Origin of the sequence: Quadrisphaera sp. RL12-1S (assembly GCF_014270065.1) — a bacterium.
Lineage (GTDB): Bacteria > Actinomycetota > Actinomycetes > Actinomycetales > Quadrisphaeraceae > Quadrisphaera.
This window is the reverse complement of the sequence record NZ_JACNME010000005.1, coordinates 121,298-145,981: the sequence shown is the minus strand read 5'-3', so window position 1 is coordinate 145,981 and position 24,684 is coordinate 121,298. Positions and strand designations below refer to the sequence as shown.

20 protein-coding genes are annotated in these 24,684 nt (G+C 76.2%); 10 read left to right on the top strand and 10 right to left on the bottom strand.

The features are described 5' to 3' along the window. Positions 1-21 precede the first annotated feature (21 nt). Positions 22-1,026, top strand: a complete 1,005-nt coding sequence (locus H7K62_RS11600; protein WP_370591737.1) for an ROK family glucokinase — start codon at positions 22-24, stop codon at positions 1,024-1,026. A gap of 18 nt (positions 1,027-1,044) precedes the next feature. On the opposite strand, the gene H7K62_RS11595 is transcribed toward H7K62_RS11600, so the two are convergent. Beyond that, positions 1,045-1,563 (bottom strand): hypothetical protein, encoded by a 519-nt coding sequence (locus H7K62_RS11595; protein ID WP_186718271.1) that lies wholly within the window; start codon positions 1,561-1,563, stop codon positions 1,045-1,047. Continuing rightward, positions 1,560-2,348, bottom strand: coding sequence for an alpha/beta hydrolase (locus H7K62_RS11590; RefSeq protein WP_222437472.1), 789 nt, complete (start codon positions 2,346-2,348; stop codon positions 1,560-1,562). The genes H7K62_RS11595 and H7K62_RS11590 overlap by 4 nt, the downstream gene beginning before the upstream one ends. Positions 2,349-2,426: 78 nt before the next feature. Between H7K62_RS11590 and H7K62_RS11585 the strand changes: the two genes are divergently transcribed. From H7K62_RS11585 to H7K62_RS23290, 8 genes are all read left to right on the top strand, one after another. After that, positions 2,427-3,296, top strand: coding sequence for a lysophospholipid acyltransferase family protein (locus tag H7K62_RS11585; RefSeq protein ID WP_186718270.1), 870 nt, complete (start codon positions 2,427-2,429; stop codon positions 3,294-3,296). A 9-nt stretch (positions 3,297-3,305) separates the two neighbouring features. After that, positions 3,306-4,226 (top strand): 4-hydroxy-tetrahydrodipicolinate synthase, encoded by a 921-nt coding sequence (dapA, locus tag H7K62_RS11580; protein WP_186718268.1) that lies wholly within the window; start codon positions 3,306-3,308, stop codon positions 4,224-4,226. After that, positions 4,223-5,962: a ribonuclease J gene (locus H7K62_RS11575; protein ID WP_186718266.1), complete on the top strand. Its 1,740-nt coding sequence runs from the start codon at positions 4,223-4,225 to the stop codon at positions 5,960-5,962. The genes dapA and H7K62_RS11575 overlap by 4 nt, the downstream gene beginning before the upstream one ends. A gap of 55 nt (positions 5,963-6,017) precedes the next feature. Further along, positions 6,018-8,747, top strand: coding sequence for an FtsK/SpoIIIE family DNA translocase (locus H7K62_RS11570; protein ID WP_186718264.1), 2,730 nt, complete (start codon positions 6,018-6,020; stop codon positions 8,745-8,747). Between the two features lie 15 nt (positions 8,748-8,762). Next, entirely contained in the window at positions 8,763-10,208 is a 1,446-nt protein-coding gene (gene rimO / locus H7K62_RS11565) for a 30S ribosomal protein S12 methylthiotransferase RimO (protein WP_370591736.1), read from the top strand. Beyond that, positions 10,205-10,807, top strand: a complete 603-nt coding sequence (pgsA, locus tag H7K62_RS11560; RefSeq protein WP_186718262.1) for a CDP-diacylglycerol--glycerol-3-phosphate 3-phosphatidyltransferase — start codon at positions 10,205-10,207, stop codon at positions 10,805-10,807. The genes rimO and pgsA overlap by 4 nt, the downstream gene beginning before the upstream one ends. Then, positions 10,797-11,315: a CinA family protein gene (locus H7K62_RS11555; RefSeq protein ID WP_370591735.1), complete on the top strand. Its 519-nt coding sequence runs from the start codon at positions 10,797-10,799 to the stop codon at positions 11,313-11,315. Before pgsA ends, H7K62_RS11555 begins: the two co-directional genes overlap by 11 nt. A 122-nt stretch (positions 11,316-11,437) precedes the next feature. After that, on the top strand, positions 11,438-11,782 hold the full coding sequence (locus tag H7K62_RS23290; RefSeq protein ID WP_370591734.1) for a helix-turn-helix domain-containing protein: 345 nt from the start codon (positions 11,438-11,440) through the stop codon (positions 11,780-11,782). On the opposite strand, the gene H7K62_RS11545 is transcribed toward H7K62_RS23290, so the two are convergent. From H7K62_RS11545 to H7K62_RS11535, 3 genes are read right to left on the bottom strand one after another with little or no spacing between them, the layout of a single operon-like run. Then, positions 11,769-12,623, bottom strand: a complete 855-nt coding sequence (locus H7K62_RS11545; protein ID WP_186718258.1) for an Fpg/Nei family DNA glycosylase — start codon at positions 12,621-12,623, stop codon at positions 11,769-11,771. The genes H7K62_RS23290 and H7K62_RS11545 overlap by 14 nt on opposite strands. Then, positions 12,616-13,662: an alpha-hydroxy acid oxidase gene (locus H7K62_RS11540; protein WP_186718256.1), complete on the bottom strand. Its 1,047-nt coding sequence runs from the start codon at positions 13,660-13,662 to the stop codon at positions 12,616-12,618. The genes H7K62_RS11545 and H7K62_RS11540 overlap by 8 nt, the downstream gene beginning before the upstream one ends. Then, a complete protein-coding gene (locus tag H7K62_RS11535) occupies positions 13,659-14,585 on the bottom strand; it encodes a 3-methyladenine DNA glycosylase (protein WP_186718254.1) in 927 nt (308 codons plus the stop codon). The genes H7K62_RS11540 and H7K62_RS11535 overlap by 4 nt, the downstream gene beginning before the upstream one ends. A gap of 18 nt (positions 14,586-14,603) precedes the next feature. Here H7K62_RS11535 and H7K62_RS11530 point away from each other — a divergent pair, with 18 nt between their 5' ends. Next, positions 14,604-15,239, top strand: a complete 636-nt coding sequence (locus tag H7K62_RS11530) for a cyclase family protein (protein ID WP_186718252.1) — start codon at positions 14,604-14,606, stop codon at positions 15,237-15,239. Here the strand turns inward: H7K62_RS11530 and H7K62_RS11525 are convergent. The 5 genes from H7K62_RS11525 to H7K62_RS11505 all read right to left on the bottom strand — a co-directional run bounded on the left by H7K62_RS11525 (position 15,226) and on the right by H7K62_RS11505 (position 24,588). Then, positions 15,226-15,861 (bottom strand): GntR family transcriptional regulator, encoded by a 636-nt coding sequence (locus tag H7K62_RS11525; RefSeq protein WP_186718250.1) that lies wholly within the window; start codon positions 15,859-15,861, stop codon positions 15,226-15,228. The genes H7K62_RS11530 and H7K62_RS11525 overlap by 14 nt on opposite strands. Continuing rightward, a complete protein-coding gene (locus H7K62_RS11520; RefSeq protein WP_222437471.1) occupies positions 15,858-16,757 on the bottom strand; it encodes a DMT family transporter in 900 nt (299 codons plus the stop codon). Before H7K62_RS11520 ends, H7K62_RS11525 begins: the two co-directional genes overlap by 4 nt. Before the next feature lie 10 nt (positions 16,758-16,767). After that, positions 16,768-17,340 carry a DUF4126 domain-containing protein gene (locus H7K62_RS11515; RefSeq protein WP_186718248.1) on the bottom strand — a complete coding sequence of 191 codons (573 nt, stop codon included), beginning with the start codon at positions 17,338-17,340 and terminating at the stop codon, positions 16,768-16,770. Between the two features lie 18 nt (positions 17,341-17,358). After that, complete coding sequence (locus H7K62_RS11510) at positions 17,359-19,599, bottom strand: hypothetical protein (protein ID WP_186718246.1); 2,241 nt, start codon at positions 19,597-19,599, stop codon at positions 17,359-17,361. A gap of 72 nt (positions 19,600-19,671) precedes the next feature. Continuing rightward, the gene (locus H7K62_RS11505; protein ID WP_186718244.1) at positions 19,672-24,588 is read right to left on the bottom strand and encodes an ATP-dependent helicase; all 4,917 of its coding nucleotides are present in this window, start codon (positions 24,586-24,588) and stop codon (positions 19,672-19,674) included. Positions 24,589-24,684 lie beyond the last annotated feature (96 nt).

Below are 24,684 nucleotides of genomic sequence, written 5' to 3'. Positions count from 1 at the left end.
AGCCGGGTAGCGTCCAGAGCCGTGAGCACCCCTTCCGGAGCACCCCGGGACGACCTGGCCGGCGCACTGACCGTCGGCGTGGACATCGGCGGCACCAAGATCGCAGCAGGGGTGGTGGACCCCTCCGGCCGCGTCGTGGCCCGCACCCGCCGCGAGACCCCGGCCCGCGACGTCGGCGCCATCGCCGCGGCCGTGGTGGACGCCGTCGGCGAGCTGCGGCGAGCCCACGACGTCGCCGCGGTGGGCGTGGCCGCCGCCGGCTTCGTGGACGCCAGCCGCTCGGTGGTCACCTTCGCGCCCAACCTGGCCTGGCGCGACGAGCCGGTCCGCGCGGACCTGGAGCGCGCCCTCGGGCTGCCGGTGGTGGTGGAGAACGACGCCAACGCCGCCGCGTGGGGCGAGTTCGCCCACGGCACCGGGCGCAGCGCCAGCAGCGCCGAGCACGAGGTGCACGACATGGTGCTGCTGACCATCGGCACCGGCCTGGGCGGCGGCATCGTCGTCGGGGACCGCCTCCTGCGCGGCGCCAGCGGCTTCGCCGGGGAGCTCGGCCACGTGCGGGTGGTGCCCGACGGCCACCCCTGCGGCTGCGGCAACCGCGGCTGCTGGGAGCAGTACGCCTCGGGCCGGGCGCTGGTGCGCGAGGCCCGCGCGATGGCGCGCACCGGCTCGCCGCTGGCGGCGCACCTGCTGGAGCTGGTCGGGGACGACCCCGAGGCGATCCAGGGGCCCACGGTCACCAGGGCAGCGCTGGAGGGCGACACGGCGGCCGTCGAGCTGCTCGCCGACCTGGGCCGCTGGATCGGGGAGGGCGCCGCCAGCGTGGTCGCCGCGCTCGACCCGTCGCTCGTGGTGGTCGGCGGCGGCGTCTCCGAGGCCGGTGACCTCCTGCTCGCCCCGGCCCGCGCCGCCTTCGCCCGCCAGCTCACCGCGCGCGGCCACCGCCCCCCGATCCCCGTGGAGCTCGCCTCGCTCGGGAACGACGCGGGGATGATCGGCGTGGCCGACCTCGCCCGCACCGCCTGAGCCCCGCCTGAGCGCCGCCTAGAGGCGGGCGCCGTCGTCGCCGTCGTCCTCGCGGTGGCTGGGCAGCCGCAGGACGAGGGTGACGAACCCCGCCACGAAGCCCAGCACCGCCGCGAGGACGACGACCGGCGGCAGCGGCGGCCTCACGACCACCACGACCACGAAGAAGAACGGCACGCCGAGCACGCCCAGCCACGGCAGCCAGGTGCGCCAGGCCCGCCAGCTGCCGCGCGGCAGCGGCGGGGGCTCCGGCGGGGTCCAGTGCTCCTCGGCCAGCGGGTCCGCCTCGGTGCCGCCCCGGGCGTCGGGCAGCTGCGGGCCCACCGGCTCCGCGGGCGGGTCGGTGCGCCGGCGCCGCATCTCCGCGGGCGGGACCGGCGGGACCGGCGGGACCGAGGACGCCGGCGGCACCGGCGGCAGCGGCGGCCTGTCGGGCTCGGCGGCCGGGTCGTCCCAGTGGGCGAGGATCTGCGCCCACGCGGCGTCGACGTCGACGCCGTCCGGGTCCGAGCCCCCGGGCGGGGGAGCGGCGGTCACAGCCGGCCCACCAGCTCGAGGGTGGCCGCGCTGATGCGGGGCGCGTCGTGGTCGAGCGTGGCCACGTGGAAGCTGCGGGCCAGCACCTCCTCGCGCACGTCGGCCGAGCCGACCCGCTCCAGCACGAGCGCGCTGGAGGAGGCGGGCACCACGTGGTCGACGGCGGAGCGCAGCAGCACCAGCGGCTGGTGCACGAGGGGGAGGTCCCGCTGGACCCCGCGCAGGCCCCGGACCAGCTCGGCGGCCGCCGTCAGCGGCACCCGGTCGTAGGCGACCTCCACGGCGCCCGGCTTCGCGACGTCACCGCCGACCGCCGGTGCGGTGCGCTCGCGGCCGGGACGCCCCAGCAGCCCGAGCCGGTCCAGCAGCGGCAGCGCGGCCATCCGCACGCCCTCCAGGCGCACCGCGGGGTTGACGAGCACCAGCCCGGCGACGTCGGCGGGGTGGTCCGCTGCGAGGCGCAGCGCCAGGCCCCCGCCCATCGACAGCCCGCCGACGACGACGCGGTGCCCGGCCGCCCGCAGCTGCTCCAGCTCCGCCTCCAGAGCGCCGAGCCAGTCCGCCCAGCCCGTCCGGGCCATCTCCTGCCAGCGGGTGCCGTGCCCGGGCAGCCGGGGCAGGCGCACCGCGACGCCGGCGGCGGCGAGGTCCTCCGCCCACCCGCGCAGGCCCTGGGGGCTGCCGGTGAAACCGTGGCACAGCAGGACCGCAGGCGCGCCCGCGGTCCCGGCCGCAGCGCGCGACGGGCCGGACGAGAAGGCCTCAGCGCCGGCCAGCACACCCACGCCACCATGGTCGCACGCTGCAGGCGGGTGAGGGCCGCCCCTATGGTGGGGCCAGGACCGCGTGAGTGAGGGGGACGGGTGCTCTACTGGCTGTTCAAGGCGGTGCTCTACCCCGTCCTGACGTCGCTGTTCCGGCCGGAGGTCAAGGGCCTGGAGCACGTGCCGCTCACCGGGCCGGCGGTGCTCGCGAGCAACCACCTGTCCGTGTCGGACTCCTTCTTCCTCCCGCTCATGGTCCCGCGGCGGGTGAGCTTCATGGCCAAGGCCGAGTACTTCACCGGCCGCGGCGTCAAGGGCCGCCTCACCGCGGGCTTCTTCAAGGGCATCGGACAGCTCCCCGTGGACCGCTCGGGCGGCAAGGCCAGCCAGGCGGCCATCGACCTCGCCCTCGCCGTCCTGGACCGCGGCGAGCTGTTCGGCATCTACCCCGAGGGCACGCGCAGCCCCGACGGCCGCCTCTACCGCGGCAAGACCGGTGTGGCGCGCGTCGCTCTGACCAGCGGCGTCCCGGTGCTCCCGGTCGCCATGCACGGCACCGCCGAGGTGCAGCCGATCGGCCGCCGCATCCCGCGCATCCGCCGGGTCGGCATCACCATCGGCGCCCCGCTGGACTTCTCCCGCTACGAGGGCATGGAGAACGACAGGTTCGTGCTGCGCTCGGTGACCGACGAGATCACCTACGAGATCATGCGCCTGTCCGGCCAGGAGTACGTGGACGTCTACGCCACCACCATGAAGGACAAGCTGGCCGCCTCCGCGCGGGAGCGCCGGGCCGCCGCGAAGGCCCCGCGGGCGGAGGCCGCCGGCCCGGAGGTCCTGGGTGCCGGACCCGGTGCCGACTCCACCACCCGCCGCGCCCACGAGCCCGAGCTGGGCCCGGAGGAGCTGGGCGACGTGGGCACGGCGCTGCCCTCGGACCCCGCAGAGCCCCCGCGCACCGACCGGTAGCCTTCCCCGGTGCCCGACGCGACCGCCCCCGCTGTCCACCGGCCGTTCGGGGCGGTGCTCACCGCGATGGCGACGCCCTTCACCGCTGACGGCGCGCTGGACCTGCCGGCCGCGCAGGCGCTCGCGGAGCGCCTCGTGGACGAGGGGAACGACGGCCTCGTGGTGGCCGGGACGACGGGGGAGTCCCCGACCCTCGCCGAGCACGAGCACGACGCCCTGCTCGCCGCCGTCGTCGAGGCGGTGGGCTCGCGGGCCCACGTCGTCGCCGGGTGCGGCAACAACGACACCGACCACACCCTGCGCCGCGCCCGCGCCGCCGAGAAGACCGGCGTGGACGGCCTGCTCGTGGTCACGCCGTACTACAGCAAGCCGCCGCAGGAGGGCCTGTACCGGCACTTCCTGGCCGTGGCCGACGCCACGGGCCTGCCGGTGATGCTCTACGACATCCCCGGCCGCACCGGCACCGCCGTCTCCACCGAGGTGCTGCTGCGCCTCGCGGGCCACCCGCGGGTGGTGGCCGTCAAGGACGCCAAGGACGACCTGTTCGCCTCGTCGCAGGTCATGGCCGCCGCCGGCGGCGAGGGCGGCCTGGCCTACTACTCCGGCAGCGACCAGCTCAACCTCGCGCACCTCGCGCAGGGAGCGGCCGGCGTCGTCTCCGTGGTCGCCCACGTGGCGGCCGGTCCCTACGCGGCCATGGTCGCCGCCGTCGACGCGGGCGACCTGCCCGCCGCCCGTCAGATCCACACCCGGCTGCTCCCCGCCGTCACCGCGATCATGACCCGCACCCAGGGCGCGATCATGGTGAAGGCGGCGCTGGAGCTGACCGGAGCCATCCCCAACCGCCACGTGCGCCTGCCCCTCGTGGAGGCCACCGACGAGCAGGTCGAGCAGCTCAGCTCCGACCTGCGAGGAGCAGACCTTCTGTGACAGCCCCCACCACCGCACCGACCACCCAGACGTCCGGCCAGACGCCCGGCCAGCCCCTCGGGCTGCCGCCGAAGCTCGCCCGCGGCACCCTGCGCGTGGTGCCGCTCGGCGGCCTGGGCGAGGTCGGCCGCAACATGGCCGTGCTCGAGATCGACGGCAAGCTGCTCATCATCGACTGCGGCGTCCTCTTCCCCGAGGACCACCAGCCCGGCGTCGACCTGATCCTGCCCGACTTCAGCTACATCGCCGACCGCCTCGACGACGTCGTCGCGGTGGTCCTCACGCACGGCCACGAGGACCACATCGGCGCGGTGCCGTTCCTGCTGCGCCTGCGGCCCGACATCCCGCTGGTGGGCTCCACCCTGACGCTGGCCTTCGTGGAGGCCAAGCTCAAGGAGCACCGGATCCAGCCCTACACGCTCGCGGTGCGCGAGGGCCAGGTCGAGCAGCTCGGCCCGTTCGAGTGCGAGTTCGTGGCCGTCAACCACTCGATCCCGGACGCGCTGGCCGTCGCCGTGCGCACCAGCGCCGGCACCGTCCTGCACACCGGCGACTTCAAGATGGACCAGCTGCCGCTGGACGGCCGCATCACCGACCTGCGAGCCTTCGCGCGCCTCGGCGAGCGCGGCGTGGACCTGTTCATGGTCGACTCCACCAACGCGGAGGTCCCCGGCTTCACCACCGCCGAGCGCGAGATCACCCCCGTGCTCGACAGGGTCTTCGCCACCGCCCAGCGCCGCCTCATCGTGGCGAGCTTCGCCTCCCACGTGCACCGCGTGCAGCAGGTGCTCGACACCGCCCACAAGCACGGCCGCAAGGTGGCGTTCGTGGGCCGGTCGATGGTCCGGAACATGGGCGTCGCCGCCGACCTCGGCTACCTCGAGGTGCCCAAGGGGGTCCTGGTCGACCTCAAGCAGGTGGACGACCTGCCCGACGCCAAGGTCGTGCTCATGTGCACCGGCTCCCAGGGCGAGCCGATGGCCGCGCTGAGCCGGATGGCCAACCACGACCACCGGGTGCAGGTGGGCCCCGGTGACACCGTGGTCCTGGCCTCCTCGCTCATCCCGGGCAACGAGAACGCCGTCTACCGCGTCATCAACGGGCTCATGCGCCTGGGCGCCACGGTGGTCCACTCCGGCAACGCCCGCGTGCACGTCTCCGGCCACGCGAGCGCCGGTGAGCTCCTGTACTGCTACAACATCGTCAAGCCGAAGAACGCCATGCCGGTGCACGGCGAGGTGCGCCACCTGCACGCCAACGCCGACCTGGCCGTCAAGACGGGCGTGCCGCGCGAGCGCGTGCTCATCACCGACTGCGGCACCGTGGTGGACCTGCGGGACGGCCGCGCGAAGATCGCCGGCCAGGTGCCGTGCGGGTACGTCTACGTGGACGGCTCCTCGGTCGGCTCCATCACCGACGCCGACCTCAAGGACCGCCGGATCCTCGGCGACGAGGGCTTCATCTCCGTCTTCGCCGTCATCGACTCCTCCACCGGCAAGGTGGTGGCGGGACCCGAGGTGCACGCCCGCGGCGTGGCCGAGGACACGAGCACCCTGCAGTCGATCGTGCCGCGGGTGGCCGACGCGCTCGCGCAGGCGGTCGCGCAGGCGTCCCAGGGCGGCGGCGGGGTCGACACCCACCAGCTCCAGCAGGTGGTGCGCCGCGTGGTGGGCCGCTGGGCGGGCACCTCGCTGCGCCGCCGTCCGATGATCATCCCGGTGGTCGTCGAGGCGTAGTTCCTCCCGGCGTGGGGCGTGTGTGAGGGATGTGACGAGCGGATAGCGTGGCCGCATGGCCACCCGTTCGCCCTCTCGCGCCCCCGCGAAGCCTCGCGCCGCCGCGAAGAAGCCGCGGGCGGCCGCCGCGGCCCACGCGCGCCCTCGTGCGCCGTGGCCCGTGCGGGCCGTCCGCGGCACCTGGATGGGCCTCGCCCACGCCGTGGGCGGCAGCGCCCGCAAGGGGCGTCCCGACAGCTCCGAGCTCGACCCGGACGTCCGCCGCGACGGCATCGGCCTGGCGCTCGTGGCGGCCGCCATCGTGGTGGCCGCCCGCGAGTGGTGGGGGATGCCGGGCACGTTCGGCGACGTCGTCCACGCGGTGGTGGCCGGCACGGTCGGCAAGGTCGGCCTGGCCCTGCCCCTCGCGCTCGGCCTGCTGGCCCTGCGGCTGCTGCTGCGCCCGGACGCGGGCAGCGAGAACAGCCGCGTCCTCGTCGGGCTGTCGGCCATCGCGGTGGCCGTGGCGGGCATGCTGCACCTCGGCGGTGCGATCGGGGAGAGCCCGGTCACCGACCTCGCGGCGATCCGGGAGGCGGGTGGGGTGCTCGGCTACCTGGTGGCCACGCCCGTGCACGCCGCGGTGGGGGAGGCCCTCACCTACGTCCTCCTCGCGATCCTCGCCGTGTTCGGCGTGCTGGTGACCACCGCGACGCCCGTGCACCTGGTGCCGCACCGCCTCGGCCAGCTCTACCGCACGCTCACGGGCGGCGACGACGTGCACGGTCGCGGCTGGGCGGACGGCGAGGAGGACCCCGACGGCGAGCTCGAGCGCCGCCAGCTGGGCCGCGCCCGCGGCGAGCGCCGCGGCGACGAGGCCTACGAGCAGGCCATGGAGCGCGAGGCGGAGGTCAAGCCGAAGCGCCGCAGGCGGGGGGCCGTCGAGGACGAGCGGCCCGCCTTCGAGGAGCAGGCCGCTGCCGCCCCCGCGGCGGCGGAGGAGGTCTTCGACCCCTTCAAGGACTTCGGCGGCGAGCCCACCGCGGCGGTCGCCGTCGAGGAGCCCGAGGACCGGCCCGAACCCGAGCAGCCGCGCGTGTCCAGCGCGGCGGGCGTCACCTCCCACGCCCGGGGCTCGGCTCAGGGGCTGCAGGCGCCGCCGACCACGCAGCTGCCCCACCGCGTGGAGCAGATGGCGCTGGCGTTCACCGGCAGCTACGAGATGCCGCCGGACGACGTCCTCAAGCACGGCGAGGGGCACGCGACCCGCACCGAGGCCAACGACCGGGTGGTGGACGCCCTCACCGCCGTGCTGGACAACTTCTCCATCGACGCGCGCGTCGCCGACTTCACCCGCGGGCCCACGGTCACGCGCTACGAGGTGGAGCTGGGCACGGGCGTGAAGGTGGAGAAGGTCACGGCCCTGTCCAAGAACATCGCCTACGCCGTGGCCAGCGCCGACGTGCGCATCCTGTCCCCGATCCCCGGCAAGTCCGCGATCGGCGTGGAGATCCCCAACACCGACCGCGAGATCGTCGTCCTCGGTGACGTGCTGCGCTCCGACGTGGCGCAGCGCAACACCCACCCGATGGTCATGGGCATCGGCAAGGACGTCGAGGGCGGGTACGTCATCACCAACCTCGCCAAGACGCCCCACCTGCTCGTCGCGGGCGCCACCGGCGCCGGCAAGTCGAGCTTCATCAACTCGATGATCACGTCGATCCTCATGCGGGCCACGCCCGACCAGGTGCGCATGATCCTCGTGGACCCCAAGCGCGTGGAGCTCACCGCCTACGAGGGCATCCCGCACCTGCTGAGCCCGATCATCACCAACGCCAAGAAGGCCGCCGAGGCGCTCGACTGGGTCACCCAGGAGATGGACCGCCGCTACGACGACCTCGCGATGTACGGCTTCAAGCACGTCGACGACTTCAACGCCGCCATCGACGAGGGCCGCGTCGAGCCGATCGAGGGCAGCGAGCGCCAGCTGCGCCGCTACCCGTACCTGCTCGTCGTCGTCGACGAGCTGGCCGACCTCATGATGGTCGCCCCGCGCGACGTCGAGGCCTCCATCGTCCGCATCACGCAGCTGGCGCGGGCCGCCGGCATCCACCTGGTGCTCGCCACGCAGCGGCCCTCGGTCGACGTGGTCACCGGCCTCATCAAGGCCAACGTGCCCTCGCGCCTGGCCTTCGCGACGTCCTCGCTCGCCGACTCCCGCGTGGTCCTGGACCAGCCGGGCGCGGAGAAGCTCATCGGCCAGGGCGACGCCCTGTTCCTGCCGATGGGCTCCTCCAAGCCGGCCCGCGTGCAGGGCGCCTGGGTCAGCGAGTCCGAGGTGGAGCGGGTGGTCGAGCACGTCAAGGCGCAGGCCGCGCCCGAGTACGTGCAGGACGTCGTCGCCCCCAGCAACGCCCAGAAGATCGCCGAGGACGTCGGTGACGACCTCGAGCTCATGCTGGCGGCCGCCGAGCACATCATCACCACGCAGTTCGGCTCCACGTCGATGCTGCAGCGCAAGCTGCGCGTGGGGTTCGCCAAGGCGGGCCGCCTCATGGACCTGCTGGAGCAGCGCGGCGTGGTGGGCCCCTCGGAGGGCTCCAAGGCGCGCGACGTCTACGTCAAGCCCGACGACATGGACGAGGCCCTGGCGCGCCTGCGCGGCGACGCCGCCCGCGAGCCGGTCCACGTCCCCGACGGCGCCACGCAGGTGGTGGACCTGGCGGAGGGCGAGGGCTGGGACGACGGCGTGGACGAGCCCAGCGAGGGCTCCGAGGACGCGTGGGAGCTCACCGACAGGTACTGACCTACCCTGATCGGCGTGAGGTCGGTAGCTCTGGTCACCCTCGGGTGCGTCCGCAACGAGGTCGACTCCGAGGAGCTCGCCGGCCGCCTGGCCGCCGCCGGCTGGCGCCTCGAGGACGACCCGGCCGCGGCGGACGTCGCCGTCGTCAACACCTGCGGGTTCGTGGAGCAGGCGAAGAAGGACTCCGTGGACGTCCTGCTCGACGTCGCCGAGCTCCGCGACGACGAGGCCTCGCGCACGCAGGCCGTGGTGGCCGTGGGCTGCATGTCCGAGCGCTACGGCAAGGACCTGGCCGAGGAGCTGCCCGAGGTCGACGCGGTGCTCGGCTTCGACTCCTACGCCGACCTGTCCTCCCACCTCGACGGCATCCTCCACGGCGCCCGGCCGGAGTCCCACGTCCCGCGCGACCGCCGCACCCTGCTGCCGGTCAGCCCCGCGAAGCGCCAGGCCGCCGCGCGCAGCGGCGCCGTCTCCCTCCCCGGGCTGGGCGAGCTCAGCGACGCCAGCCTCGCCAAGGTGCCCGAGTCCGGCCCGCCCGTGGTCCGCGCCCGCCTCGGGTCCGCGCCCTGGGCGCCGCTGAAGCTCGCGTCAGGCTGCGACCGGCGCTGCTCGTTCTGCGCCATCCCCGCCTTCCGCGGCTCGTTCGTGTCCCGGCCCCCGGCCGACGTGCTCACCGAGGCGCGCTGGCTGGCCGAGCAGGGCGTCAAGGAGGTGTTCCTCGTCAGCGAGAACTCCACCTCCTACGGCAAGGACCTCGGGGACCTGCGCGCCCTGGAGTCCCTGCTGCCGCAGCTGGCGGCCGTGGACGGCCTGGAGCGGGTGCGGGTGAGCTACCTGCAGCCGGCAGAGGTGCGCCCGGGGCTGCTCGAGGCGATCGCGGGCACGCCCGGCGTCACCCCCTACTTCGACCTGTCGTTCCAGCACTCCGCGCCGGCCCTGCTGCGCCGCATGCGCCGCTTCGGCGGGACCGACGAGTTCCTCGCGCTGCTCGACCGGGTGCGCGCGCTGGCCCCCGAGGCGGGCGTGCGCTCCAACGTCATCGTGGGCTTCCCCGGGGAGACCGAGGACGACGTCGACGAGCTGCAGCGCTTCCTCGAGGCCGCCCGCCTGGACGTGGTCGGGGTCTTCGGCTACTCCGACGAGGACGGCACCGAGGCCGCGCGGCTGGACGGCAAGCTCGACGAGGACGTCGTCGCCGAGCGCGTCGACAGGGTCTCCCGGCTCGTGGAGGCCCTCGTGGACGAGCGGGCCGCGCAGCGCGTCGGCAGCCGCGACACGGTGCTCGTGGAGGAGCACGACGAGGGGGCCGCCGTCGGGCGCACCGGCTTCCAGGGCCCCGACGTCGACGGCACCACGCGCCTGGAGCTCGCCGACGGCGCGCCGCTGCCCCCGGTGGGAGCGCTCGTCCCCGTCGAGGTCACGGGCAGCGAGGGCGTCGACCTGGTCGCCCGGCCCCGATGACCACCCAGCCGGCGCAGCCCGCGCGCGTCTCGCCCTGGAACATCGCCAACTACCTCACGGTGCTGCGCATCGTGCTGGTGCCGCTGGTGGTGTGGCTGCTGCTGGCGCGCGGCGGTGACGACGCGTGGTTCCGCCTCGGAGCTTTCGCGGCCTTTGCGGCGGCGAGCATCACCGACAAGATCGACGGTGACATCGCCCGCGCGCGGGGCCTGGTGACGGACTTCGGCAAGATCGCGGACCCCATCGCCGACAAGCTGCTGCTGGGCGCGGTCTTCGTGTGCCTGTCGCTGCTGGGCGAGGTGTGGTGGTGGGTGACGGTGGTCATCCTCGTGCGCGAGGTGGGCATCACCCTGCTGCGGTTCGTGGTGATCCGCTACGGCGTCATCGCCGCCTCCCCGGGAGGCAAGCTCAAGACCGCCCTCCAGGTCGCGGCGGCGGGGCTGCTGCTGCTGCCGTGGGCGTCCTGGCTGTCCGGCACCGCGCTGGCCGTGGTGGACGGGTTCCTGCTGGTGCTCGTGCTGGCCGCGACGGCCGTGACGCTGGTCACGGGCGTGGACTACCTCGTGCGCGCGTACCGGCTGGTGCAGCGTGGCCGCTGAGGGCGTGGACGCCGAGCGCGTGGTGGCGCTGCTGCGCGAGGCCGACCTCACGGTGGCCACCGCCGAGTCGCTCACGGCCGGGCTGGTCAGCGCGAGGATCGCCGACGTGCCCGGGGCCTCGGACGTGCTGCGCGGGGGAGTGGTCTCCTACGCCACCGACGCCAAGGCCTCGGTGCTGGGCGTGCCGGCCGACCTGCTCGAGCGCACCGGACCCGTGCACCGCGCCGTCGCGGAGGCGATGGCCGCGGGCGCCGCCCGCCTGCTCGGGGCCGACGTGGGGGTGGCCACCACGGGCGTCGCGGGCCCCGGCCCGCACGACGGGCACCCGGCCGGCACGGTCGTCGTCGCCGTCAGCGGCCCGGACGGGCTCGCGGCGGAGGTGCTGCGGCTGCCCGGTGACCGCGCCGCCGTCCGCGAGGGCGCCGTGCGCGGCGCGCTCGACCTCCTCGCCCGGGTGCTGGCGCAGCACCAGGAACGAGACGGGTCCTCCCGGCGTTGGGAGGAGTGATGACCAGCACCTCGGTCCGCCGCCCTCCGACCCGCCGTCCCTCCTCCAGCCGCCCGCCGTCCGCTCCGACGGGGTACCGTGGTCTCTCGGCGTCACCGCCGACGACGGACGGGAGGCGCCAGGTGCCACTGCTGCGACGCGAGATCGGCGACGTGCTGCGCTCCGCCCGCCAGCAGCAGGGCCGCACCCTGCGCGAGGTCTCCGGTGCCGCCCGCGTCTCCCTGGGCTACCTGTCCGAGGTGGAGCGGGGTCAGAAGGAGGCCTCCTCCGAGCTGCTGTCGTCCATCTGCGACGCGCTGGCGGTGCCCATGTCCACGGTGCTGCGGGCCGTCAGCGACCGCGTGGCCGCCGCCGAGGGCCTGACCATCCCCGCCGCCGCTGCGGCCACCGTCCCCGCCTCGCCCGTGGGGGACCTCGGCATCCCGCCGGTGGTCATCACGCGCGACGGGCTCGTCAGCGCCGCCTGATCTCCCGGCTGACCTCCCGGCAGGCGCCGAGCGGCGCCTGCGGTGCGCCGTCGTCGGTCGGGGTCGGGCCCGGCTGGCAGTGCGGGCAGTAGAAGGCCGACCGCGCCTGCGGCGTCTGGCCGATCGGCGCCACCCGCACGGTGGTGCCGCACCGCCGGCAGGGCAGCCCGGACCTGGCGTGCACGTGCCCGAGAGACCCGTGGGCGACGTCCTTCGTCCCCGCCAGCAGCATCCGGCGCTCCAGCTCCACGAGGACGCGCAGGGCCTCCTCGCCCACGGCCCCCACGGGGGACCAGGGGGACAGCCCCCGCAGGAACAGCGCCTCGGCCATGAAGTAGGTGCCGACGCCGGCGAGCACGCGCTGGTCGAGCAGCGCCTCCCCGACGGCGCGCTGCGGCTGGGCCAGCAGCGCGGCCACGACCGCCTCCACCGCCGCCGGGCCCCAGCCCGGACCGAGCACGTCGGGTCCCAGGTGGCCGACCAGCCGCGCCTCCTCGCCGGTGGGGACGAGGTCGAGCATCCCCAGCCGGTGGCCCACCGCTGTCCACTCCGCGTTCGCGAGCACCGCCCTCACCCCGTGCGACGCCCGTGCTGTGCGCCACGGCTGCCCGGTGGCGTGCACGTGCCAGGAGCCCTCCATCCGCAGGTGGCTGTGCAGGGTCAGCCCCTCGGCGCGCACGAGCAGGTGCTTGCCGCGGCTGACCACCTCGTCCACCACGCGCCCCCGCAGGTCGACGGTCGCCAGCGACGGCCAGCGCAGGTCGGAGCGGACCAGGGGACGGCCTGCCAGCGCCGCGTGGAGGCGCTGCGCGGAGCGCCAGACGACGTCCCCCTCAGGCACGCACGTCGCCGCACTGCCGCAGCGTCGTGACCAGCTCGGCCGTCAGGGCGTCCAGGACGGCGGCCACGCCGTCGGCGCCGCGCGCGGCCAGCCCCCACCAGGCCGGCCGGCCCACGAAGACGGCGCGGGCTCCCTGCGCCAGGGCCCACGCCACCGCCGCGCCGCTGCGGACGCCGGAGTCCGCGTACACCTCGACGGCGGGGTCCACCGAGCGCACCGCCGCGACGACCCCGGGCAGCGCCGCGGCCGAGGTCACCGACTCCCCGAGACGGCGCCCGCCGTGGGTGCTGACGACGACGCCGGCGGCGCCGGCCTGCGCGCAGGCGCGCGCGTCGTCGGGGTGCAGCACGCCCTTGACCACCACCGGCAGGCCGGTGCGCTCGGCGAGCCACCCGATGGTGGCCAGGTCCACGTCGAGCGCCGGCGTCGCAGCCCCCGCGTCCCGGTCGGCGAGGTCGGCGCCGGTGAGCGCGGTGAGCCGCTCGCGGCCCGGCCCGGGCGGCCACGCGGTGGGCTCGATGCTGGCCGCGGCGGGGTCGACCTGCGTCAGCGCGGTCGTGTCCACGGTGAGCACCAGCGCGCTGGCCCCCGCCGCGGCGGCGCGGTCGACGAGGAGGCCCGTCAGCGACCTGTCCCGCAGCACGTACACCTGGTACCACCACGGGGCGCCGGCCTGCGCGACCGCGTCGAAGGGGACGGCGGTGTTGGTGGAGACCCCCAGCAGCGACCCCGCTGCCGCCACCGCCCTGGCGGCCTCGGCCTCCCCGCGCGGGTGGGCAGCCACCTGCTGCGCCATCGGCGCCAGGAGCACGGGGGTCCGCAGGGGCGTCCCCAGCACCGTCGTCGCCGCGAGCTGCTCGTCCGTGCGGGAGACGCCCTGCAGCACGCGCGGCACCAGGCGGGCGGCCGCCCAGTCCCGCAGCCCCTCGGCGTGGCACTGGCCCGCGCCGGCGGTGGCCGCGACGTACCCCGCCACGTGGGCCGGCAGCCCCGCCCGCGCCTCCGCCTCGAGCTGCTCGAACAGCGCCGTCGTCGTCATCCCAGGACCTCCTCGCAGACGCGGAGCAGCCGCTCCCTCAGCGGTGCCGCGGCGGCCGCCAGCTCGCGCTGCGCGGCGGCGTAGGCCACCTTGCCGTCCCTGGTCTCCACCCGGATCGGGGACAGGCCCGTGCCGTCGGGGCCCGACACGTCGTAGGGGGAGGCGCGCATGTCGACCTCGCGCGCCGCCCGCGCCGCCTCGAAGCAGTCCAGCAGCAGCTCACCGGGGCAGGCGGGCCCCAGCGCGACCGCGTGCCGCAGCACGTCCATGGAGACGTGGACGCAGCCGGGCTGGTCGGACTGCGCCTGCGTCTCCCGCGTCAGCACGGCGGAGTTCCTCGGCGCGGCGTCCGGGGTGAAGAACCGGAACGCGTCGACGTGGCTGCAGCGCAGGGGGTGGCCCTCCACGACGGCGTCGGTGCCGGCCTGGCCCAGCCGCAGCGGCAGCGCGTGCCGGCGCCCCCTCGGCGACGCCCCACCGGTGCTCGGGCCGCCCACGGCGTCCCCGGCCCGGTAGACCATGGCCCACTCGTGCATCCCGAAGCAGCCCAGGTGGGGCGCCCGGCCCCGCAGCGCGCCCAGCAGCCGGTGCGACGTCGCGACGGCGCGGCCGCGGTCGGCCCGGAACGCCGCGACGTCCAGGGCCACGGCGCCGTCCGGCTCGCGCGCGGCGTACCAGCGCCACTCCCGGTGGGGAGCGTCGGCGGCGTCGAGGAGCACCGCTCCGGCCCCGGGGTGCCAGCGCCTCAGCTGGCCGGGCCGCAGGGAGTAGTAGTCGTAGAGGAAGTCGTCGACGGGGTCCGCTGCTCCCTGGCGGGAGCGGCGCTCGCGGCGGCCGGCGGTCAGGGCGTCGGCGCGGGCCGCGTGCGCCGCGGCGCGCTCGCGCCAGTCGCCCACCCCGCTGCTCCCGACCGTCCCGCCCACGGGTCCAGGATCGCTGACGTGCGCACCGTGGACCTCAGCCACCCCGTCACCACCGGCATGCCGGTCTTCCCCGGAGACCCCGTGGTGGCGCTCGCCCCCGCGCTCGACCTCGCCGCTGACGGCTGCGCCGTCACCGCGCTGCACCTCGGCTCGCACAGCGGCACCCACGTCGACGCGCCCTCGCACGTGGTGCCCGGCGGGGCGACGCTCGGCCAGCTGGACCTGGCCCTGTTCACCGGGCCCGCCCTCGTGGTGGACGCCACCGGCCGGGAGCCCGGCGCGACCGTCGGGTGGGAGGCGTTCGCGCCGCACGCCGGGGCGCTGGCCGCCGGCGTGGTCGTCCTGGTCCGGACCGGGTGGGACCAGCGCTGGGGCAGCGCCGCCTACGAGCAGCACCCCCACCTCGCCCCCTCCGTCGCCGAGCGGCTCCTCGACACCGGCGTGCGCACGGTGGGGGTGGACACCCTGAGCCCGGACCCGGTCGGCCAGCTCGCGTTCCACCGGGTGTGGCTGGGGGCGGGCGGCGTCATCGCCGAGAACCTCACGCGCCTCGCGGACCTGGCCGCCGTGCGCGAGCCCCACGTGCACCTGTTCCCGCTGCGCTTGAACGACGCCGACGGAGCACCGGTGCGCGCCGTCGCTACCGGCCGCTGAGCAGCGTCTCCTGCGACGCCGCCAGGTGCTCGTGCACCGCCACGGGACCTCGCTCGCGGACCGCGGTGAGGTAGGTGCGGTGCTGCGCGGCCAGCCCCGCGGGGGCCCGGTGCAGCTGCAGGTGCGCGGTGAACAGGCGCACCTCGGCGCCCAGCGCGGCCGCGGCCTCCGTCAGCCGCGGGCTGCCGGCGGCGGCCACCAGCGCCTCGTGCAGCGCCGCGTGCTCGCGCAGCACCGCGAGGGGGTCCGAGTCCGCGCCCGCCTCCGCCCGCTCGAGGGCGTCGACCCGCTCTCCCAGCGCGGCCGCGACGTCGACGGGCCAGGCCCGTCCGTGCCGGGCGTGCAGCAGCCTCACCGCCTCGCTCTCCACGGCGCGGCGCAGGTCCTGGAGCGACCTCACGTCGTCGTCGTCGAGCAGGGCCACCCGGACCCCGGCGAACGGCGCTGAACTGGCCAGCCGCTCCGCCACCAGCTGCGCCAGGGCGGTGCGCACGGTGTGCCGGCTGGCCGCGTGCTCGGCGGCCAGCGCCTCCTCGCGCAGGGGTGTGCCCGGGGGCAGCTCGCCGCAGAGCACGCGGTCCCGCAGGACGGCGTGGAGGTCGTCGGCGCGGCGGGGGCTCACGCGGTGACAGTGCCACGGCGGCGGGCCGGCACGGCCAGCACCGCCAGGCCCGTGGCCAGCAGCAGCAGGGCCAGTGCCTGCAGGGCGCTGAGGTGCTCGCCGAGGAGCACCAGCCCGAGCACGGTGGCGGTGAGCGGCTCGGCGAGCGTCAGCGTGGCGACGGTGGGCGCGCCGAGGTGCCGCAGCCCGGTGGAGAAGAGCACGTACGCCAGCGCGGTGGTCACCAGGCCCAGCCACAGGACGGCGGCGAGCGCGCCCGGCCCGGCCGGGACCCCCGCGACCAGCAGGAGCGGCAGGCTCAGGGCGGCGGCACCGCCGAAGACGGCGCCGACGGAGCCCGTGGGGCTCCACCCCGCCGCGAGGAGCCGCTCGGTGGCCAGGGCGAACACCGAGTAGCTGGCGCCGGCGCCCACCGAGGCGGCCAGGCCCAGCGGCGAGGCGCCCGGGCCCAGCGGTGAGGCGCCGCCGGAGCTGACCGCCAGGACGGCGAGACCGACGACGGCGACGGCGGTCGCGACGGCCCAGCGCCGGCTCGGCCGCACGCCGGTGAGCAGCCACGAGAGCAGGCCGGTGACCAGCGGCGCGGACCCGAGGGCGACCACCGCGCCCACGGCGACGCCGTTGGCGCGGGTGCCGGCGAAGAACAGCGGCTGGTAGGCCACCACCCCGAGCGCCCCGACGGCCACGACGCCGAGCAGGCGCGGGGAGGGCGCCGGCGGCCGGGCGGACCTGCGGGCACCGACCAGGGCGAGCACCGCCCCGCCGACGACGATGCGCGCCGCCCCCACCGCCAGGGGAGAGGCGTCCGGGGCGCCCAGGGCCACCGCCGTGCCCGTGGAGCCGAAGCAGACGGCCGAGAGCAGTACCAGGACCACCGCGCGCACCGACGTCGTCACGGCCAGATTGTTACACAATTTCTCCGCCGGCGGAGATGCCCCGGCCGCGGCGGACGCGCAGCACTGCCACCAGGGCGACGGCGGCCACGAGCGCCAGCACGACCAGCACGAGCACCGGAGCGAGCAGCGCGGCCAGGGACAGGGCGAGGCTGGCGCCGTCCTCCAGCGTCGAGGCCACGGGCGCACCGGTGCCGACGGTGGTGGCGTTGACGGCGGCGCGGCCCGCCGACTTGGCCACGGTCACCACGAGGGCGAGGACGGCGCCGAGGGCGACCGTCCACCAGTGGCCGTCACCGGCGGTGCTCGCGGTGCCCGCGCCGACGGCGATGCCGCCGGCGGCTGGCCGGACGACGGCGCCCAGGACGTCGTTGAGGTGGTCGACGCCGGGGACCTTGTCGGCCACCACCTCCACCAGCAGGAGGACGGCGAGGACGGCGAGCGCGACCGGGTCCGACAGCCACGCCCACGCGGCAGGGAGCGGGACCAGGTCCGTGGACCGGGCGAGGGCGCCGAGCAGCAGCAGCGGCAGGTAGGCGTTCAGCCCCGCCGCCGACGCGAGGCCCAGGCCGACGAGCACCTCCACGGCTCCATCCTGCGCGCCTCAGAAGGGCGGTGGCTCGGTGAACCGCAGGGCCGGATCGCGGGGTGCCGGCGGGCGGGGCGGTAGCACCGGTGGCGGTGGTGCCCACGCGCGGTAGCGCGGGATCGGGTCGGTGTACCGGCGGGGGCGGGTGACGTGGTCCAGGCCGAGGGGGGAGCGCCAGTGGGCGTGCCCGGCGCTGCACCGCCAGTGCTGCCAGCGCGCGCTCCACGCCACGCCGGCGGCGGTGCGGGCATCCCCGGCGTGCTTGCGGCGGTGGGCGCGGCGGGACTTGGGGTCCAGGTTGCACGCGCACGTCGGACCGCCCTGGCCGGGCAGCTGCCCCCAGGGGGTGACGTGGTCCAGGTCCGCCTGGTGGGCGGGCAGGCGCTCCCCGGGACCGGTGGAGGTGCCCCACAAAGCGGTGACGTGGCGGCGCAGCGCCTCGGGTGGGTCGTGAGGGCCACCACCGATGGCTCCCAGGGGGCAGGTGGTGGGGTCGACCGGCTCACAGGTCCCCGCCTGGCAGGGATCGGCAGGCTCGCCAGCGTCACCGACGTCGGGATGGGTGTCGAGATCTGGTGGCCGCGGGAGCTGCTGGATCGGTCGGCCCTTGAAGAACCCGGCCTGCCTGCCACCGGTTGTCGGAGCTGGCGGTGGCTGCTGCGGTGGTGGGCCGCCGTCGCCGCCCAGACCTTCGGGGCCGGGGCCGGGGCCGGGGCCGGGACCGGGGGTGTCGGGGCCGGGGTCGGTGAGCCAGGAGGCGGGGTAGGTGTGCCCGTCCACCGCGATGAGGTCACCGGTGAAGGGATCGGTCAGCACCCGCCGCAACCGGCACCGTCCCCAGCCCAGCGCGGTGCGCACCAGCCACGCCGGCACCCACCCGTACCCCTCGACGTAGCCGGGGTCGTCATCGACCCCGACCAGCGCGGGCAGGCTGATGCGGATCTCCACGCTCGTGCCGGCGGCCCACCCCGCGCTGGAGGCGTCCAACGCGTCCGGGCGCACCGACCCCAGCGCGGTCACGGCGGCGTCGAAGGCGTGCGCGCCCAGGGGCCGCTGGTCGCGTGGCTGCTCACCGGTGCTGGTGGGCTCGGCGTAGGGGTCCCCGCCCCCGGGGGCGGGCTCACCGGCGCGGGCGGCGGCGCGGGCGGCGGCCAGGTTCGCCCTCGCCGCCGCTCGCACCTTCCCCGCCACCGCCGCCAGGGCGGTGACCGGCCCGACCAGGCTCAGCCTGGCCTGCCCATCGCCCAGCGCGGTGTAGCAGACCCGCCGTGCACTGGTCTTGGTCCGCGCCCGCTGGGTCGCGGCCTGCGGGTCGTGCAGCTGGACCTGGTGGTCGACCTCCTCGCGCAGGCTCGCCAGGGTCAACCCGACCCCGACCGCCTCCGCGCCGAACAGGTGCTCATCGATGGTGCCCGCGGCCACGTCATCGACCTCGGACAACCGGTTCACCGTCGCGGTCAGCCCCGCCATGGACAGCTGCCCCGCCGCCAGACGGTCCAACGCGTGCGGCATCACCGCCACCACCCGCGCGGCCAGCAGCACCTGCGCGCGGGCGGTGTACTCCGTCCACCCCAGCGCCGGAGCCAGCTCAGCGACCAGATCCTCCAGGCCCGCCGCAGCCACCGCCTGCGCTTGGGCGGCGAACGCCGCGCCCACGCCACCAGCACCAGCACCAGCACCAGCACCAGCACCAGCACCAGCACCGTCGTCGTCGGGGAGGGCGGGACCGCGGCGGGCGCGGCGGTACAGCGGCGCCAGCGCGGCGAGGTCTTCGATCCGCCCGGCCTGGATCGACCCGATGAGGGCTTCCTTGGTGCGCATCCGGGTCAGCACCCGCGCGGCGGTAGCCACGTCCTCGCGCTCGGCGCGCACCGCCGCGACCACCGCCCGGCCGGCCTGGTCCTGCTCGGCCAGCCAGCAGCAGAAGGCGAACACGACGGCGTCGGTGGCCTCGTCAGGACCAGGCACGGCGCACAGGTCCGCGTCGAGGTGGTCGTAGGCGCAGCGCAGCTCGCTCTCGCTCAGCTGCGCGGGGCCGGGCAGGCGCCCGGCAGCGGCGATCGCGTCGCGCGCGGGACGGTGGCGCTCCGGGCGCGGTCCCCGCACCGGACCCGGGGCCAGCACCCCCGGCACCCGACGCCGCCGACGACGCCGCGGCAGGGGCAGCGGGACCCCAGTGGCGTCGGCAGCACCGGCGGTACCGGTGACGTGGGCAGGTGGGGGCGTCTCCTCGGGGCGCCCGTCCACCTGGCTCATGGCGGTGATCTTACCGTACAGGTGTTCGGGTGGGCAAGTCAGAAAGGGCTTCTGAACTGCACCTCAGCGCCCTCAGGCGCGCACGCGCAGCCCTCTCGGGGTGGCCGTGAACCCTGCTGCCTCCAGGGCCGTGGCGAGCGGTGAGGAGCCCGGGGTGAGGACCCCCGCGCCGTCGGCCTTCTCCACGGTCAGCCGTCCCAGCGCTCCGTCGCGCACGGCGAGCGCGAGCGCGTCAGCGCCGGCCTGCAGCGCGTCGACCTCCTCGGTGAACGACAGGAGCGTCCGGCCGCCGCGCTCGACGTAGAGCACGAGCTCGCCGTCGAGCAGCACCACCAGGGCACCTGCCTTGCGACCCGGTCGGTGCCCGGTGCCGCCCGCTTCGGCGCGCTCCCCGCGCTCCGGCCAGGGCAGCGCCGCGCCGTAGGGGTTGGCGGGGTCGGCCGCGGCGAGCACCACGGTGCGAGGGCGGTCGGCCTCCGAGGAGCCGGGGGCCCCGGGGGCGACCGAGCGGCCCTGCCAGTCGCCACGGCCGATGGTGGACAGCGGCCGGGAGGCCGCCCGCAGGCGGTCGACCGCACCGGTCGAGGCGAACTGCGAGGCGCCCAGCCCCTCCACGAAGTAGCCCCGGCGCACGCGCCCGGCCTCCTCCATGGCGGCGAGCACCCGGTAGACGGCGGCGAACCCGCCGGGCAGCCGCTCGGAGGCGACGGCTCCGCGGGTCAGCACGCCGTGCCGGTCGAGCAGCACCTCCGCGGTCACCGAGGCGCGCACGGTCGGGTCGGGCTCCAGCTCCGGCAGCAGCGACCAGCGGCCCACCGTGCTCGGCGGTCCGGTCCGCGGGGCGCCGCCGAAGCCGCCGCCGGCGCTCCCGGGACGCCCCAGCCCGCCGCCGGCACGGCCCAGGCCGCCGTAGCGCGAGCCCGTCCGCCCGTAGCGCGACCTCGGCGCCGCCCGCGGTCCCTTGTGGGCGGTCTTCCCCCCGGCCAGGCGTGCGCGCAGCGGGGCGAGGGTGTCGTTGGTGGCGTACCCGCCCCAGGCGAGGTCCCACAGGACCCGCTCGAGGGTGGCGTCGTCGACACCGCCCTCCTCGGTGGCGTCCAGCGCGGACGCCACCGACCGGAAGAAGTGCGCCCCGCCGTTCCCCAGCACGTCGAGCACGGCGCGGTGCACGTCGGTGAGCTCCAGGGACTCGTCGGGCAGCGCCAGGGTGACCGGCGCGGCGTCGGCGGTGTGCAGCGAGACCCAGCCGTCGTCGCCAGGCAGCGACCCGTGGCCCTGCCAGACCACCTCGCCGGCGGCGGTGAGCTCGTCGAGCAGCGAGCGCGAGTACCGCTCCACCCGCACCGGCAGCACGAGGGACTCCAGAGCGCTGGCCGGCACGACGGCGCCGGCCAGCTGCTCCACGGCGCGCAGCACGCCGTCGGCACCGCGCAGCCGCGAGCCCACCTGCTGCCAGCCGGGCAGGAAGCGCGCGAGGTCGCGCGGGGGCACCGGCTCCACCTCGGAGCGCAGCGCCGCGAGCGACCGGCGGCGCAGCAGCCGCAGCACCTCGGCGTCGCACCAGTCCGGCGTCCCGCCGGGGTCGGTGGTCAGGGCGCCGTCCAGCGCGAGCCGCACCTCCGAGGGCAGCAGGTCGCCCGAGACCACGCGCCCGGAGGCGGACAACCGCCGCAGGGCGTCGACGACGACGGCCACGCCCGTCCCCAGCCGCTTCGCCACCGTCGCCGCGGTGAAGGGCACGTGCGAGCGGGCCCAGCGCGAGACGAGGTCCGCGACGGGGTCGGGCACCGGAGCGGTAAACGCCTCCGGCACGCCCACCGGCAGGGCAGCGCCGAGCGCGTCGCGCAGCCGGCCGGCGTCCTCCACGGCGGCCCACCGCTCCTCCCCGGCGATCCGCACGCGGATGACGCGGCGCGAGCCCTCCAGCTCCACGAGCCACGCGCCGGCCTCGTCCGGAGCGCCGGACCGGGCGGACACCTCCGCCGTCGTCAGCGGGCCGAGCACCCGCAGCAGGTCGGCGACGTCCTCGGCGTCGCGGGCGCGGCGGTCTTCCGCGAGGCGCTGCAGCTCGGCCTGCGTGCGGGTGAGCTGCTCGGGGTCGAGCAGGTCGGCCAGGGAGGCGCCGTCGCCGCGGCCCAGCAGCTCGGCGAGGAGGGTCGGGTCGAGCGAGAGCGCGGCCGCGCGCTTCTCCGCCAGCGGCGTGTCGCCCTCGTAGAGGAACTGCGCCACGTACCCGAACAGCAGCGACCGTGCGAACGGCGACGGCTGCTCCGTGGTCACCTGCACCACGCGCACCGCCCCGGAGCGCAGGTCGCGCAGGAGCGCCTCGAGCCCGGGCACGTCGAAGACGTCGGAGAGCACCTCGCGCGCGGTCTCCAGCACCACGGGGAAGGACGGGTAGCGGCTGGCGACCTCCAGCAGCTGGGCGGCCCGCTGCCGCTGCTGCCACAGCGGCGTGCGCCGGTCAGGACGACGACGGGGGAGCAGCAGGGAGCGGGCCGCGCACTCGCGGAACCGGCTCGCGAACAGGGCGGATCCGCCCAGCTCGGCGGTGACGAGCGCCTCGACGTCCTCCGGCTCGACCAGCACGGCCTCCAGGACGTCCGGTGGCTCGCTGCGAGCGGTGAGGTCGCCGTCCCAGTCGGGGGAGAGGAGGTCGAGGTCGGGCAGGCGCAGCACGATGCCGTCGTCGGAGGACATCGCCTGGGCGTCGAGCCCGAACCGCTCCCGCAGCCGGGCCGCCAGGGCCAGCGCCCACGGCGCGTGCAGCTGGGCGCCGAAGGGGGAGTGGACCACCACCCGCCAGTCGCCCAGCTCGTCGCGGAACCGCTCCACGACGATCGTGCGGTCGTCGGGGAGGTGCCCGGTGGCCTCGCGCTGCTCGGTCAGGTAGGCGTGGAGGTTGTCGGCGGCCCACTCGTCCAGGCCCGCGGCCAGCGCGCGCTGGCGGCCGGCGTCGTCGTCGCCCCCGTCGCCGAGCAGGGAGCCCATCTCGCGGGTGAAGGCGCCGATGGCGCGGCCCAGCTCGTAGGGCCGGCCGACGGCCTCGCCGTGCCAGAACGGCAGCTTGCCGGGCACGCCGGGGGCGGGGGTGACCAGCACGCGGTCGTGGGTGATGTCCTCGATGCGCCACGTGGAGGTGCCGAGGGTGAAGACGTCGCCCACGCGGGACTCGTAGACCATCTCCTCGTCGAGCTCGCCGACGCGGCGTCCGGGGCCCTCGCCGGAGGCGAGGAAGACGCCGTACAGGCCGCGGTCGGGGATGGTGCCGCCGCTCGTGACCGCCAGGCGCTGCGCACCGGGGCGGCCGGTGAGGACGCCGGTGGTGCGGTCCCACACGATGCGCGGCCGCAGCTCGGCGAACTCCTCGCTGGGGTAGCGCCCCGCGAGCATGTCGAGCACGGCCTCCAGCACGCCGCGGGTCAGCCCCGAGAAGGGCGCGGCGCGGCGGACGAGGCGCTCGAGCTCGTCGACGGTGACCTCGTCGAGGGCGGTGATCGCCACCACCTGCTGGGCCAGGACGTCGAGCGGGCTGGCGGGGACGCGCAGGGCCTCGATGCCGCCGGTGCGCATGCGCTCGGTGACGACGGCGGTCTGCACGAGGTCGCTGCGGTGCTGGGGGAAGAGGACCCCGCGGCTCGTGGCACCCACCTGGTGGCCCGCGCGGCCGACGCGCTGCAGCCCCGAAGCCACCGACGGTGGGGAGCCGACCTGGACGACGAGGTCGACCGCGCCCATGTCGATGCCCAGCTCCAGGCTGGAGGTCGCGACGACGGCGGGCAGGCGACCGGCCTTGAGGTCCTCCTCGATGAGGGTCCGCTGCTCCCGGCTGACCGACCCGTGGTGGGCGCGCGCGAGCACCGGCGCGTCGGCCGGCAGGCCCTGGGACTGACCGGCCTGGGCCATGACCTCGGCGGGCGTCCTTCGACCAGTGAGCCGCTGACCTGCGTCGTCGTCGGAAGTCTCACCCTCACCCTCTGCTTCAGGGTCAGGGGCGTGGCGCTCTGCCCACACCTCGTTGAGGCGGGTGGTGAGGCGCTCGGCCACGCGGCGGGAGTTGGCGAAGACGATGGTCGAGCGGTGGGCGGCCACGAGGTCGACGACGCGCTCCTCGACCGCCGGCCAGATGGACCGCCGCTGCGGCTCGCCGGCGGCCAGACCCGTGAGGTCCTCCTCCGACCTCTGGCCGAGCTCGCCCATGTCCGGGACGGCGACCACCACCGACAGGTCCCACGACTTGGCCGAGGCCGGCTGGACGATGGTCACCGGGCGGCCGCCGGCCCCCGGCTCCGCGCCGATCGGCCGCGCGCCGGAGAGGAACCGCGCGACCTCCTCCACCGGCCGCACCGTGGCCGACAGGCCGATCCGCTGGGCGGGGGAGCCGCCGCCGGCCTCGAGCAGCGCGTCGAGCCGCTCCAGGGTCAGGGCCAGGTGCGCGCCGCGCTTGGTGCCCGCCACCGCGTGCACCTCGTCGAGGATCACCGTCTCCACGCCGCCCAGCACCTCGCGCGCCTTGGACGTCAGGAGGAGGAAGAGGGACTCGGGCGTCGTGATGAGCACGTCCGGCGGGCGCCGCGTGAAGGCGCGGCGCTCGTCGGCGGGGGTGTCCCCGGAGCGGATGGACACGCTCACCTCGGGCACGGGGGCGCCCAGGCGCTGCGCGGCGTAGCCGATGCCGAGCAGCGGGGAGCGCAGGTTGCGCTCGACGTCCGTGGCGAGCGCCTTCAGCGGCGAGACGTAGATGACGCGGGTGCGCCGCAGCGGGTCTTCTGGACGCCCCTGCACCGCCAGCCGGTCGAGGGCCCACAGGAACGCCGACAGCGTCTTGCCCGAGCCGGTGGGGGCGACGACGAGCGCGTGGTCACCGCTGGAGACCGCTCGCCACGCGCCCTCCTGCGCGGCCGTCGGCCTCTCGAACGCGCCGCGGAACCAGTCCCGCGTGGGCGCGGAGAAGCGCTCCAGCACGTCGTCCACCGGCGCTGCACCCATGTCCGGGATCGTCGCACCGACCACCGACATCGGCCCGGCGGTCGCGCTCGGACGGAGGCTGCCGACGGGGGTTGATCCGGAGGTCTGCGCGGGGGC

Excerpts from the sequence above, each read along its gene's own strand:
- H7K62_RS11570 (WP_186718264.1), top strand. The coding sequence starts at position 6,018 with ATGGCCACCCGTTCGCCCTCTCGCGCCCCCGCGAAGCCTCGCGCCGCC.
- pgsA (WP_186718262.1), top strand. The coding sequence starts at position 10,205 with ATGACCACCCAGCCGGCGCAGCCCGCGCGCGTCTCGCCCTGGAACATC.
- H7K62_RS11540 (WP_186718256.1), bottom strand. The coding sequence starts at position 13,662 with ATGACGACGACGGCGCTGTTCGAGCAGCTCGAGGCGGAGGCGCGGGCG.
- H7K62_RS11510 (WP_186718246.1), bottom strand. The coding sequence starts at position 19,599 with ATGAGCCAGGTGGACGGGCGCCCCGAGGAGACGCCCCCACCTGCCCAC.
- H7K62_RS11505 (WP_186718244.1), bottom strand. The coding sequence starts at position 24,588 with ATGGGTGCAGCGCCGGTGGACGACGTGCTGGAGCGCTTCTCCGCGCCC.